This is a genomic window from Lysinibacillus sp. 10T31 (assembly GCF_056394365.1).
Window position 1 is genome coordinate 17,326 of the sequence record NZ_JBFTHS010000051.1, and the last position, 13,245, is coordinate 30,570.

The following is a 13,245-nucleotide window of genomic DNA, read 5'->3' on the forward strand; positions in this document are numbered from 1 at the left end:
TTATGAATATCGCAGCTAATACTGGAAGAATGGTCAAAGTTGAAATTTTACGTCAAGATACAAAAGGCGGCAATGGCTACTGGCAAAAATTCCAAGTTCCTTACCGTCATGGTATGAACGTAATTTCTATTTTAATGGAAATTCAAAAAAATCCTGTTACTGAAAATGGTGAAAATACTACTCCAGTAGCATGGGATATGAACTGTCTTGAAGAAGTTTGTGGTGCATGTTCAATGGTTATCAATGGCCGCCCACGTCAATCTTGTTCGACTCTTGTTGACCAATTGACTGAGCCAATTAAACTTGAGCCTATGAAAACTTTCCCAGTTATTCGTGACTTACAAGTTGACCGTGAACGTATGTTCAATGCACTTAAAAAAGTTAAAGCATGGGTTCCAATCGATGGTACTTATGATTTAGGTGAAGGTCCACGTATGCCAGAAGGTAAACGTCAATGGGCTTATGAATTATCTAAATGTATGACTTGTGGTGTATGTATGGAAGCATGTCCAAACGTGTCTGAAAAAGCTTCATTCATCGGACCAGCACCATTATCACAAGTACGTCTATTCAACACTCACCCAACTGGTGCAATGATTAAAGACGAACGTTTAAATGCAATCATGGGTGATGGAGGCCTTGCAAACTGCGGTAACTCACAAAACTGTGTAGCAGCTTGTCCAAAAGGTATTCCTTTAACAACATCTATCGCATCATTAAACCGTGCAACTTCAGTGCAAATGTTCCGTAACTTCTTCGGTTCTGACCACTACGTTGACTAATAGTACAAGCTTTACTCCCAAACTCCCTTACACTAAATGTGTGAGGGAGTTTTTTTCTATGAAAAATATTAAATAATTTTGTAGAATAACTGCTCGTAAATGCTTGATTGATCCTATTCGCTATTAAAGTTTCGCACTATAGGGAGTTCAGATAGGGGCATTTTCAAGAAAGAGTAATAAACTAAGTATGATGACATCATAGTAAAAGATCGAATTACTCAAAATAGAATAGGAATGTCGATGTCGACGGAAAATAAGTTTTAACGAGTAAAAATGTGAATTTTCTATGATAATATAGTGTTTTCCTTTATAATGAATGTATATTCATTTGTGATTTGCTAATTCCATTTGTTGTTCTGGAAGAAGCGAATGAAAATTAGGGGGATGGCTAAGATGAAAGCAAATTATATCGAAGATTTTCAGGAATGGGCAAAGGATTTTGCATTTTTTATTGAGGTCCGTGTACGTTTTTCAGAAACGGATATGTACGGTCATATGAACAATACAGTTAGCTTTACATATTTTGAACAGGCACGAATCGATTATTTTCATCATCTAGGTATTCTAATGCCATCAGCAATTGATGAACATGTAGAGGGGATTCCGATTGTAGCCGACTTACAGTGTGATTACGTGAAGCAAGTTTTCTTTGATGATGTGCTAAGGATTTATACGAAGGTAGCGACAGTAGGGAACTCATCATTGGATATTCATTACTTAGCGAAAAACCAGCATGATGAAGTTTGCTTTACGGGTCGTGGTACGGTAGTGCAAATGAACCCTCGAACTGGCAAGAGTGTACCACTATCTGAAGAAGCAAAAACTCAATTAGCAAGCTTGGTGTTCCTATAGTATTGGAAAAGGATTGCGAAAAAGTCTTATCGAGGAAATAAGTATAAACGATGATTTCGCCTATTGAAATTGCACTTATACGGCTCATTACAAAAAGTTGTGGATGACATTTGGTAAAACGTATGCCATATATATAAGTTGATTGAAGTGGAGACTGGGCGACTCCTTGGGGATCAGCGGCTCATCGGGCGCCCCAGGAATGCGCCTAGTCGGAATGGAAATCAACCACTCGTTATAGTAATGGACCACTTTTACATAAAATTCATTCGTTGGTGGAAGTAATTTCCGATTTTTTTTAGGAAACACGAGATATTCATGAAAATAGCCGTCACCGCTCCTCATTCCTTAACATAAGTTACAATACGTGCGGGGGAGGAGGGTGTAACTGAAAATGAATGGCTCTCATCATCGTTCTCTTTTAACGAACCGAGAACGTGAAATATTTGCGCTTTTATTAGCTGAAAAAACAACGAGGGATATTGCAGAGCAACTTGGTATTAGTGAAAAAACAGTGCGAAATCACATTTCCAATACAATTCAAAAGTTAGGTGTAACAAATCGATCTCAGGCGTTAATTGAGCTGTTACGCTTAGAAGAATTCAAATTAGACTAAATGGACACTTGCTATTTCAGAAAAAAAACGACAAAATAGAACTATTCAACGTATTTTTAGGAGTGAAATAGTTATATGTCGGATGAAGTAACAAAACACTCACCTGAAACCGTTGCAACGGTTGAAAAGGAATTACGCTATATAGCGGCGATTGTGAAGCAAAAAGGAAGAGAGATTGTTTCACAATATGCGATTACGCCGCCACAATTTGTTGCATTACAGTGGTTAGAAGAGCTTGGAGATATAACAATTGGCGACCTGTCGAATCGATTATACTTAGCTTTCAGTACAACAACAGATTTAGTGGACCGAATGGAGAAAAATGAATTAGTTAAGCGAGTACGTGACGAAAATGATCGTCGTGTCGTTGTTGTTCATCTTCTCGAGAAGGGCGAACGTATTATTCAAGAGGTAATTGAAAAAAGACAGCAATATTTGCAAGAGAAGCTTGTTGGTTTTAACGAACAAGAAGTCGCGCAATTATCAAGCTATTTAGAAAAACTACATGTACACATGAAACAGGATTGAGGCGGAAAGTATGAATGCCCCGATAGGCGTTATTGACTCAGGAGTAGGCGGTTTAACCGTAGCAAAAGAAATAATGAAGCTATTACCAAATGAAACGATCTATTATATTGGTGATACAGCAAGATGTCCGTATGGTCCAAGAAGTCGTCAGGAAGTACGAAATTTCACTTGGCAAATGGCAAAAGCACTAGAAAAAATGAATATCAAAATGCTCGTCATTGCTTGTAATACAGCGACTGCAGTAGCACTCGAAAGTTTACAAAGAAATATGCCTTTTCCGGTACTAGGCGTTATTAATGCTGGCGCACGTGCAGCTGTAAAGAAAACGAAGCGACATGAAGTCGTTGTGCTTGCAACAGAAGGAACAATTAAAAGTGGGGCATATGAGGAAGCCTTACTATCACTGAATACGTCAACTCATATAATTCCGCTTGCTTGTCCAACATTCGTACCACTTGTAGAAAGTGGCGAATATAAAGGTGAATTTGCAAATAAATTAATAGCGGAAGGCTTAAAGCCGTTGAAAAATGAGCAATTTGATACGGTCATACTAGGATGTACGCACTATCCTATTTTGCAAAAACAAATTGAAGCTGTAGTAGGAGAAGAGGTTTTTGTGCTCTCTTCTGCAGAGGAAACAGCAAAGGATGTTCAAGAAATGCTTGAATATAATGGCACTTTGGCTGACCCAGACGCTGTGCCTGCTCATAAATTTTATGCAACTGGTTCAGTACCAATTTTCCGTTCAATTGCTGAAAGTTGGCTTGAACAGGGTACTCTCCATATAAAACGTATGACATTAAAATAAAAAATCAGCTTAGCTAGAGGCTAGGCTGATTTTTGCCGTTTTTAGCATCGAACATAAGGGACAGAGCACTTTTTTGAAGGTGAAAATTATGTTAAGATGAGTGCGCGAATGTTTTTAGGAGGAACGAAAATTATGACAAGATTTGATGGAAGAAATGTAGATGAACTGCGTCCAGTGAAAATAGATAGTGAGTATTTATTGCACCCAGAAGGCTCAGTGTTAATTCAAGTAGGCAATACAAAAGTAATTTGCACAGCAACGATAGAGGATAAAGTTCCTGGATTTTTACGTGGACAAGGCAAAGGATGGATCACTGCAGAATACTCAATGCTACCTCGTGCAACAGCACAGCGTACAGCACGTGAATCATCTCGTGGGAAGGTCAATGGCCGCACAATGGAAATCCAACGATTAATCGGTCGTGCATTGCGTGCTGTCGTTGATTTAGAAGCACTTGGTGAGCGTACTGTGTGGATTGACTGCGACGTGATTCAAGCAGACGGAGGGACACGTACAGCCTCAATAACAGGAGCATTTGTAGCGATGACACAGGCAATTGCAAAGCTTGCAGAAGAAAAACAATTAGCAAAATTCCCGGTGACAGACTATTTAGCTGCAACAAGTGTTGGTATTGTAGAGGATCACGGAGCAATTTTAGACTTAAACTACGTTGAGGATGTCGCAGCTGCTGTAGATATGAATATCGTCATGACAGGAGCAGGACGATTTGTTGAGCTACAAGGAACAGGTGAAGAAGCAACATTTTCTCGTGAAGAATTAAATGAACTGCTGGCGTTAGGTGAAGCGGGCATTCAACAATTGATAGCACTTCAAAAAGAGACACTAGGTGAATCGGCTAACAAAGTGGGAGGAAATGAATAACATGAAACAAGTAGTCATTGCAACTAAAAATAAAGGAAAAGCAAAAGATTTCGAAGCGTTATTTGGTCCACTTGGCTATGAAGTAGTAACGATGTTTGATGTTGCCCCAGAGATGGAAATAGAAGAAACAGGCACTACATTTGAGGAAAATGCAATCTTAAAGGCAGAAGCTTTAGCAAAAGAGCTAAACACAATTGTTATTGCTGATGATAGCGGCTTAGCTGTTGATGCATTAAATGGTGAACCTGGTGTTTATTCCGCACGTTATGCTGGTGACCATGATGATGAAGCAAACATGGTTAAACTATTAGAAAACCTAAAAAATGTCGAGGATGAAAAGCGTACAGCACGCTTCTGCTGTTGCATTGCTATTGCAGGGCCTGATTTTGAAACAACAACAGTTTTTGGTACTTGTGAAGGTGTCATTGCACACGAAAAACGTGGTACAAACGGATTTGGTTACGACCCAGTCTTCTTTGTCCCAAGTTTAAACCGTATGATGGCAGAGCTAACAGCCGATGAAAAAGGAGCAATTTCCCACCGCGGGAATGCTATTCGTAAGTTGAAGGAACAATTACCTAATCTTATAAAATAAGAGGTGATATCCATGCAAATACTGGTCATGAGTGATACACATGGCGATAGTAATGTGATTGAAAAAGTACGTGGCTTTTACCCAAACGTAGATGCATTAATTCATTGCGGAGATAGTGAGCTTCCTTTCTCGCATAAAGCATTGGATGGCATGAAGAAAGTACGTGGAAATTGTGACAACGATAAAGCCTTCCCTGATGAGGCAGTATTCGATTTAGAGGACGTAACAGTCTTTGTAACACATGGCCATTTATTCAATGTTAAAACTTCAATATTATCGTTATCATATCGTGCCAAAGAGGTAGACGCACAAATTGCGTGCTTTGGACACTCTCATATTCTTGGGGCGGAAATGATTGATGATGTGTTATTTTTAAATCCGGGGAGCTTATTAAAACCTCGTGGTCGTAAAGAAAAAAGCTTTGCTCTTATAGAGGCTGAAGACACATATTTTGAAGTAAAGTTCTTTACGGATGATAATAGCTGTATTTCCACCCACAAGTTTATGCGAAAATGATATAACAAAAACGCTTAAGTTTTAGAAACTCTAAGCGTTTTTTGTTTTATCCTACAATCAATTATGCCTTGGCATAATTGCCGCTGCCGCTTCGCTTTCGCGCAGATAAACAATGCGTCCAGAATCGGCTTTGTGCGAAAGTGCAATGCTAACGTAGCGTCATAAACAGATGTTTATTGCGCGAAAGCGTAGCGTCAGCAATTGTAACTGCCGTTTCACTTACGTTACAAAAAACACTTGTAGCTGACGCTTTGCTTTCGCTACAAAAAACACTTACTGAAAGTAGTTAAATGCAAATGGTAAAAATGGCTATGAATTGTTTATGATGAAGTAGAAAAAATAAATATAAACGTAACGAAGGAGATAACATGGAAAATACAATAGGATGGAATTTTGATAATAGTTATACTCGCCTACCAAGCATTTTTTATTCATTAATTAATTTAAATCCAGTTCGTTCACCAAAGTTAATAATGGTAAATGAATCAGTTGCCAATTCACTTGGATTAAACATCAATGCGTTGCAAAGCGAGGAAGCGGTAGCGATTTTTGCAGGTAACAACAATCCGACTGGTGGCATGCCCATTGCACAAGCTTACGCAGGTCATCAATTTGGTCACTTTAATATGCTAGGAGACGGAAGAGCACTGTTATTAGGTGAGCAACTAACACCAACTCATGAACGCATGGATATCGCATTAAAAGGCTCAGGAAGAACTCCTTATTCCCGTGGCGGAGATGGTAGAGCAACACTTGGTCCAATGCTACGTGAATATATTATTAGTGAAGCCATGCATGCACTTGGCATTCCAACTACTCGAAGTTTAGCTGTCGTGACTACTGGAGAATCGATCATCCGTGAAACAGAGCTTCCAGGTGCAGTTTTAACCCGTATTGCAAGCAGTCATTTGCGAGTTGGGACTTTCCAATATGCAGCGAACTTTGGATCTGAAGAGGAGCTAAAAGCTTTGGCGGATTATGCTTTGGAACGGCACTTTCCTAATGCTGAAAAAGCTCAAAATAGTTATTTAACGTTACTACAGGAAGTTATCAAGAAACAAGCATCTCTCATCGCAAAATGGCAGCTAGTTGGTTTTATTCATGGAGTCATGAACACAGATAATATGACCATTAGTGGTGAGACGATTGATTATGGACCTTGCGCTTTCATGGATACGTATGATCCAGCGACTGTATTTAGCTCTATTGATCGACAAGGCCGTTATGCGTATGGCAACCAACCTAATATCGGAGGATGGAATTTAACACGCTTTGCTGAATCATTAATACCATTAATCCATGAAAACCAGGAAGATGCTATACACTTAGCTCAGGAGACTCTAAAGCAATATCCTGAACTGTATTTTGCAAACTGGCTAGCAGGTATGCGAGCGAAGCTTGGGATATTTAACGAAGAAGATCAGGACGGGGCACTCATAGAAGAGCTTCTAAAGTTAATGCAGCAACATCAAGCAGACTATACGAATACATTTATCGCATTAACCTTCGATAAATTTGAAGACTCAACGTTATTTAATACAAATGAATTTAAAGAATGGCATAAGAATTGGCTTGCAAGACTAGAAAGACAGCAGGAAACAAAAGACATGTCTCAACAATTAATGCGCGATCATAATCCAGCAGTTATTCCGCGAAATCACCGTGTAGAAGAAGCATTAGAGGCTGCTGTTGAACAGGGGGACTATAGCGTAATGGAGCGATTACTAGATGCTCTTGCTCAACCTTTTGCACATTGTATGGAGCATCAGGAATATGCGACATTACCAACGCCATCTAACCAACCATATCGAACTTTTTGTGGCACATAAGTTGAAAAACGAGGGAATAGAGCTATAATCAAATATGCCTCCGGAATCGGCTTTGTGCTTGCACAAAGAACTCTTTTTCGATTCCGTGATATGGGTACCGTCAGGAAAATGCGGATTTAGCTCATTTTCCTGACGGTACCCTTTTATGCAGTTTTAATTTAATCCCATTCATCAGATTTTTGAAATCTTATTCTATCCTTATTTGTTGGAATCCCATTATTTACTTTTTCCCATTTGCCATTTTTAAATAATTCGTATTGTTCAAAAGTACAGGGCAATCCGTTTGCAGTAGCTATGTCACTACTATCCATAAGTTGAAAATGCAAATGCGGAGCAAAAGAGTTACCTGAATGACCAACTCTACCAATAACTTCACCTTTTTTTACACTCTGACCAACTGAAACCTGAATTGACCCTGTTTGAAGATGGACTAATGCAGCATATACATTGTCGCCACATTCTATAATGATGTAGTTGCCAGCAACTGATTGTATGTCGTCTTTATTCGGGTCGAAATAATGAGCATTTTTATAAGCGTTAGACATATCTGAAAGCAATTTCGTTCGTGTTCGTTCTTTATAACCATCCTCTGCTTGGACAATGATTCCATCGCAAGGAGCATATACATCTTGCCCCCAACAATAATATTCATCTAAGGGAACCCCCAAAAATAGATATTGCGCCAAACTAACGCGATAGGCGGGCCAGCCCTTTCTTTCCCAATCCACTTGTATAAAGTCATAAGCATATCTTGATCCTAATTTGTTTGTGCCGTGACTCGGAATTTTTGTACCTGGAGTGTTAGGAGAGTGCCATTCTCCTCTCAAAGGAAACTCTACAATTATCGGCGCACGCGCATCAATCATCTCATATCCCACCTCCGTCGATTCTTTACCTACATTATTGAAAATAATTAGTGCTACAAGGGGAAGTCCCAGTACGATACTGATACGTGCAGTCATAAGCTTTTTTTCGTGTTGAACGCACATTTCCGAGCCCCTTATTCATTTCTTCACGAGTAGAATACTTTTCTAAGTTCATCAAAATATCCATCAAGTTTTTCAACAACGAGTTCATAATTCAAAGACTGAGATTCTGAATTTCTAATATCGTCTAATATTTCATTAGTAAATCCAATATTAGACCAAAGTATAAACTGCTTGCACTTTCCTATATCTAGCCCCTTTCTAAACTTAGCTTCATCTATTTCATCAAACAATTTAGGATAACAGCTTGAATGCTCTTTGTGTGTTCTATTTTCGAGTTCTTCATTAACCTCGTTGGATTTAGTAGTTCGTGAAAGTTTATTTAACTCTAAAATCCAAGGGTGCTTTTCCGATAATTTAATTTGTAAAAGATATGATTGACGCAATCTGTCAAAAATATCTTTTACATCATAATTCATCAATTCAAAATATTCCTTTTTAATTAGGTCAGAGAAGTAATCATACACAACAAGAAAAAGCTCCTGCTTGCTACTTACATAGTGGAACATAAGGGCTTTAGAAATTCCGGCTTCTTTTGCTATTACATTTGTTGAAGCGTTGTCATACCCCTGTAATGAAAATTCTTTTAACGCTGCATTTAAAATTGCGTTCCTTCTTTGAGAGTCTAAATCTAATAACTTTGTCAACATTCGTCACTCCTTTATAAGAAACATGATTAATCTATTAGGTCAATTCCATTTTAAGGTTATTTACCTAATAGGTCAATAAAAGTGTTAATTGAACAAGAATTACACAATTTTATTATTAAATTTTGAGTGTAAACAACTTTAAAGAGCCTTATTACAATAAAATGTAGCAAGGCTCTTATATCTTTATAATAGTTAGCTTGTGAAGTTTTGAACCTAAACCTAACGTACTCCGTTAGCCATCCATGTAGCGCAAAACCAGTGCTACACCACAGAATATGAAAGATGATTAAGGGAGTATAAGAAGAACAGCGAAGCTTTTTAAACAATCGTGCCCATTACAAAATATAAAAAGTGACGACTGCATACATACGTTGTAATGAAATAAACTAAACTAATAAAGTACAAATGACTTTGTGCTTTATTAATTTAGTTTGACTCCTCAATAGGAGTTGGATAATTAAAAAATATAAGGTAAGAATTATTAAGAAAAGAAGGAGAGATACGATGTTCGATCAAGCTGCGGTTTTTATTTTTAGAGCACTGCTAATTCTAACGGTTTTGGTTGTTGTGGTTGGAATCCCTCTTGGGGATACACTGATTAGAAAAAAATAAGACTGCATCCAAATGGATGCAGTTTTTTTGATTTTACATCTTGCTTCGTTTCTATAATAGATTTAGGGACTGGTGAAAAATAGTGGACCATATTGTAAAGCTCCCCGTTAGCCATCCATGTAGCTCAAAACCAGTGTTACACCACAGAATATGAAAGTAGATTAAGTTCTTTCATGGGAGTTTAAGAAGAATACAGTGGCAGTCTAGGATAGGAAAAAAGTCTTAGATTGCCACTAGCTTATTGAACTACTGCACTGAACTATGGGACTCTATATCAAAATCCACATCCTGAATAAATTCGATAACCTCTCCATTAGGACTGTGGATTAGAGCGTTTCTGATAATAAGAGGAGGCTCTCCGAGAGTTAGATTGTCTGCTTCTACATAAGGTTTTGCCCCATGGGCAAGTGCCGTTTGAAACGCTTTGTCGACATCTTCCACATAAAACGCTAGGTGAAGCATAGCTCCGTAAGCAACTTCCTCTTCCGACCGCGCTTTCTTCCCTTGTGCTGGAATGACAGCATCGTCATCAAAAACCTCGAGACATGTTCGGCCGTCGGGAGAGATCAGCATCGAAGCTTCCTTGATTTGAAACGAAGGAAGGCTCCAATGATGTCCACGCTTAAATCCCAATGCTTCAATGTAAAACCGGATTGTTGCCGGATAATCTTTTGCCTGAATTGCAATATGAGCAAGACCTTTGATATTCAAATATAATTTCCCCTTTCTGATGAATTTAGTATAGAATAGTGTTGTAAAGAAATACATACAATAAAAAAGGGAATTATCGTATTACACTTTCCAAAAATAACGAAAATAAATTAATTTCATTCATTTTCGAAAATGCATTAGGAGGTATTATATATGGAACATTGGATGGATGAAACTGATTACCACATCATGAGCCTTCTTCAGCAGAATGCACGTATGTCCATTTCACAAATAAGTAAAGATGTGTCCATGTCCCAGCCCTCGGTAAGGGAACGAATAAAAAGGCTTGAGGAAAAAGACATCATCTCGGGTTATACGGCAACCTATCGCCATCAGGCGCTAGGTCGAGGGACCACGGCATTCTTTCTTATTAAAACAGAGCAATGTCAAGCACTGGTGGATTTTTGCGAACGAAATCCCGTTGTAACCGATATGTTTCGAATTAGTGGTGAATACAATTACATGATCAAGATTCAGACTGCTTCCATAGAGGATATTGGTCAATTTCAAGATTCTATTATAAAGTTCGGACCATCCAAGTCCCTTATCAGCTTGAAAAACCTGATTGAGAATCGGATTCTACTACAAGCACCATTCTCAAAATAACAAAAGAATCCAACTTATGCTAAACGGCTCCGTTAATTGAGTAAGAAAAGATAAAGCAACAATCGTTACGAACAGAATCATACATTAGAAGGTTGTCACCCCAAAGATTAGCAATGTCTTCGTATTTATTTTGAAAAAATGTCACTACATAAAATCCTGAGCATACGCTATGTTATGAATAGTAGTGAAGGGAATGTGTAAAGTGCATAAGTATTCAAAAGGTTGGTTTGTGAAGCAACTTCGAGATCATGGTATTTTGGTGCATCCTCAATATAAAAGTCATTTAGGCAGTTATAAAGAATCCGAACTGCGCAATTTATATTACCGATATGTTGAAACAGAACCATTAGATTCAGAACAAAAATAATCATTTTCGTTTGAATAACTCCTTTGTAGGAAAGAATTTAACTACAGAAAGGAGTTATTTTATGTGGAGTAAACCGTGGATTTTAACGCAAATATGGCAAGATGTGTTGTTTCTACATTGGCCAGTATCACCTAAGGATTTAGAACAGTACATTCCGCAAGAGTTGCAGCTGGAACTCTATGAAAATAACGCTTGGCTTAGTGCTGTCCTTTTTAAAGTAAAAGGACAACGACTGAGATTTCTACCACCATTCCCAGGAGTAGGTTCGCATTTGCAGCTTAATGTGCGGACGTATGTTACATATAATGGCATGAAAGGTATCTATTTCTTTAACTTAGACGTTACGAATCGTTTTATTGTACAAATAGCTACAAAGGGCAGTTTATCATATCGCTATTCAAAAATATCTTTAAAACAAGCAGGGGACAATTTCTCTTTTACAAGTTTATATCAAGGTGCACTCGATGAAAGGTTGGAAATTTCATATCAACCGATTGCCAGTGAAATAAGTAGTTCTACCTTTGATAAATGGTTAGTAGAACGTTATCATTCTTGGTCAAAGTGGAAGAATTCCCTATTTCGAATAGATATAGATCATAAGCCATGGCAGCTACAACGAGTCCATATTACCATTGAAAGCAATACACTAGCTCCATTTGTGAAGGAATCTATACAAGGCATTCAACCGATTGCTCATTATTCAAAGAGTAAGCAGGCTAGAATTTATTCACCAAAAATAGAAACCGGATTCAAAAATGCTTAGTGAATCTGGTTTCCTTATGTTTGTTGATTGAAAGTAGTGTTACCTATTCTTCATACATCATTTTCTTTGTCATCCCACCATCAACTGTTATATTAATGCCTGTGACGAAATTATTTGTGGGGCTAGTTAAATATAAGCAAGCCTGTGCAATGTCTTCAGGTACGCCTACACGCCCCGATAAATGCTGCTCGTGATCAATCTTACGGAGCTGTTCATAATCACCCGTTTCAATCCAACCAGGCGAAATACAATTAACCGTAATATGATCTGGACCTAAAGAACGCGCTAAAGCATGTGTTAATGCAACGATACCGCCTTTTGTTGCTGCATAGGTTTCAGTATGGGGCTCAGACATATCAGCACGTGTAGAGGCTATAGAAACGATTGAGCCACCATTGACATTAGCTCGCATAACTTTTGCAGCCTCTCTCGAACACAAAAAGACACTAGATCAATTATGCTTCGGCATAATTGCGTCCGAAATCGGCTTTGTGCTTGCACAAAGAGCTCCTTTCCGATTCTGTGACATCCGCCGGAGGCTTTAACTTCTTTCAGCGGGTGTTTGTACACCCGCTGAAAGGAGTTAAATTAGTTTGGATCATATCGTGCCATTCGTCCAACGTTACGTCATAGAGAGATTCATGTTGAAATTTACCCGCATTATTAATTAAAATATGAATAGTACCAAAATGATTAACAACTTTTTGCATTAAAGAAACGATGGCTTGTTCTTTCGTAACATCTGTTTGAACAAAAAGAACAGAATAACCTTGCTCAAGTAAATCTTTTTCCAAAAGCTGACCTAATTCTTTATTTACATCGGCAATAACTACATTGGCACCATTTCTTGCATACGCAAGTACAATGCCTTTGCCGATCCCTTGTGCACCGCCAGTTACAGATTTTCCGAACTAGAAAGCCTATGCAGGGTGTAGCCCGTCTTTAGACATGGGATGAAAGTGAGGTCAGACAAGAGGTAACTATTGCTACCTTAATTGTCTGAAAGGGTGTTATACTYCATCTATAGACTAGTAAAAGTCTATAAAACACGCTCGTTCATTGAAAATTGGATATTGTATAAGGTTCGATAGCCTAATTCATGCTATCGGTAAACCAATATGTGTCGTCACGAAAAAGACGCTAAA

At 38.3% G+C, this 13,245-nt stretch carries 16 protein-coding genes and 1 pseudogene; 12 read left to right on the top strand and 5 right to left on the bottom strand.

Annotated elements, in window-relative coordinates:
* Positions 1-2: 2 nt before the first annotated feature.
* From sdhB to AC1DCY_RS22380, 9 genes are all read left to right on the top strand, one after another.
* Entirely contained in the window at positions 3-782 is a 780-nt protein-coding gene (gene sdhB / locus AC1DCY_RS22340; RefSeq protein ID WP_477353602.1) for a succinate dehydrogenase iron-sulfur subunit, read from the top strand.
* Between the two features lie 393 nt (positions 783-1,175).
* Positions 1,176-1,634 (top strand): acyl-CoA thioesterase, encoded by a 459-nt coding sequence (locus tag AC1DCY_RS22345; protein ID WP_477353604.1) that lies wholly within the window; start codon positions 1,176-1,178, stop codon positions 1,632-1,634.
* 391 nt (positions 1,635-2,025) lie between these two features.
* The gene (locus AC1DCY_RS22350) at positions 2,026-2,247 is read left to right on the top strand and encodes a helix-turn-helix domain-containing protein (protein WP_004226437.1); all 222 of its coding nucleotides are present in this window, start codon (positions 2,026-2,028) and stop codon (positions 2,245-2,247) included.
* 75 nt (positions 2,248-2,322) lie between these two features.
* Complete coding sequence (locus AC1DCY_RS22355; RefSeq protein WP_053484913.1) at positions 2,323-2,775, top strand: MarR family winged helix-turn-helix transcriptional regulator; 453 nt, start codon at positions 2,323-2,325, stop codon at positions 2,773-2,775.
* Positions 2,776-2,785: 10 nt separating this feature from the next.
* Positions 2,786-3,583, top strand: a complete 798-nt coding sequence (racE, locus tag AC1DCY_RS22360; protein WP_100542885.1) for a glutamate racemase — start codon at positions 2,786-2,788, stop codon at positions 3,581-3,583.
* 132 nt (positions 3,584-3,715) lie between these two features.
* Positions 3,716-4,465: a ribonuclease PH gene (gene rph / locus AC1DCY_RS22365; protein ID WP_477353608.1), complete on the top strand. Its 750-nt coding sequence runs from the start codon at positions 3,716-3,718 to the stop codon at positions 4,463-4,465.
* Position 4,466: 1 nt separating this feature from the next.
* Positions 4,467-5,060, top strand: coding sequence for an XTP/dITP diphosphatase (locus AC1DCY_RS22370; RefSeq protein ID WP_477353610.1), 594 nt, complete (start codon positions 4,467-4,469; stop codon positions 5,058-5,060).
* Positions 5,061-5,072: 12 nt separating this feature from the next.
* Entirely contained in the window at positions 5,073-5,576 is a 504-nt protein-coding gene (locus tag AC1DCY_RS22375) for a metallophosphoesterase (protein WP_477353612.1), read from the top strand.
* 368 nt (positions 5,577-5,944) lie between these two features.
* On the top strand, positions 5,945-7,405 hold the full coding sequence (locus AC1DCY_RS22380) for a protein adenylyltransferase SelO (RefSeq protein WP_477353614.1): 1,461 nt from the start codon (positions 5,945-5,947) through the stop codon (positions 7,403-7,405).
* Positions 7,406-7,563: 158 nt separating this feature from the next.
* On the opposite strand, the gene AC1DCY_RS22385 is transcribed toward AC1DCY_RS22380, so the two are convergent.
* The 3 genes from AC1DCY_RS22385 to AC1DCY_RS22395 form a co-directional block, all read right to left on the bottom strand.
* Positions 7,564-8,271, bottom strand: a complete 708-nt coding sequence (locus AC1DCY_RS22385; protein ID WP_477353616.1) for a M23 family metallopeptidase — start codon at positions 8,269-8,271, stop codon at positions 7,564-7,566.
* Between the two features lie 146 nt (positions 8,272-8,417).
* Positions 8,418-9,038, bottom strand: coding sequence for a TetR/AcrR family transcriptional regulator (locus tag AC1DCY_RS22390; protein ID WP_477353618.1), 621 nt, complete (start codon positions 9,036-9,038; stop codon positions 8,418-8,420).
* An 861-nt stretch (positions 9,039-9,899) separates the two neighbouring features.
* Positions 9,900-10,364 (bottom strand): VOC family protein, encoded by a 465-nt coding sequence (locus AC1DCY_RS22395; RefSeq protein WP_477353620.1) that lies wholly within the window; start codon positions 10,362-10,364, stop codon positions 9,900-9,902.
* Positions 10,365-10,517: 153 nt separating this feature from the next.
* Between AC1DCY_RS22395 and AC1DCY_RS22400 the strand changes: the two genes are divergently transcribed.
* The 3 genes from AC1DCY_RS22400 to AC1DCY_RS22410 all read left to right on the top strand — a co-directional run bounded on the left by AC1DCY_RS22400 (position 10,518) and on the right by AC1DCY_RS22410 (position 12,100).
* A complete protein-coding gene (locus AC1DCY_RS22400) occupies positions 10,518-10,970 on the top strand; it encodes an Lrp/AsnC family transcriptional regulator (protein ID WP_477353622.1) in 453 nt (150 codons plus the stop codon).
* A gap of 193 nt (positions 10,971-11,163) precedes the next feature.
* A complete protein-coding gene (locus tag AC1DCY_RS22405; RefSeq protein WP_477353624.1) occupies positions 11,164-11,337 on the top strand; it encodes a DUF2639 domain-containing protein in 174 nt (57 codons plus the stop codon).
* 61 nt (positions 11,338-11,398) lie between these two features.
* Entirely contained in the window at positions 11,399-12,100 is a 702-nt protein-coding gene (locus AC1DCY_RS22410) for a YqjF family protein (protein ID WP_477353626.1), read from the top strand.
* A 43-nt stretch (positions 12,101-12,143) separates the two neighbouring features.
* Here the strand turns inward: AC1DCY_RS22410 and AC1DCY_RS22415 are convergent.
* Positions 12,144-12,548: pseudogene (locus tag AC1DCY_RS22415) on the bottom strand (SDR family oxidoreductase); the annotation flags it as partial.
* A 103-nt stretch (positions 12,549-12,651) separates the two neighbouring features.
* Complete coding sequence (locus AC1DCY_RS22420; protein ID WP_477353628.1) at positions 12,652-12,978, bottom strand: SDR family NAD(P)-dependent oxidoreductase; 327 nt, start codon at positions 12,976-12,978, stop codon at positions 12,652-12,654.
* Positions 12,979-13,245 lie beyond the last annotated feature (267 nt).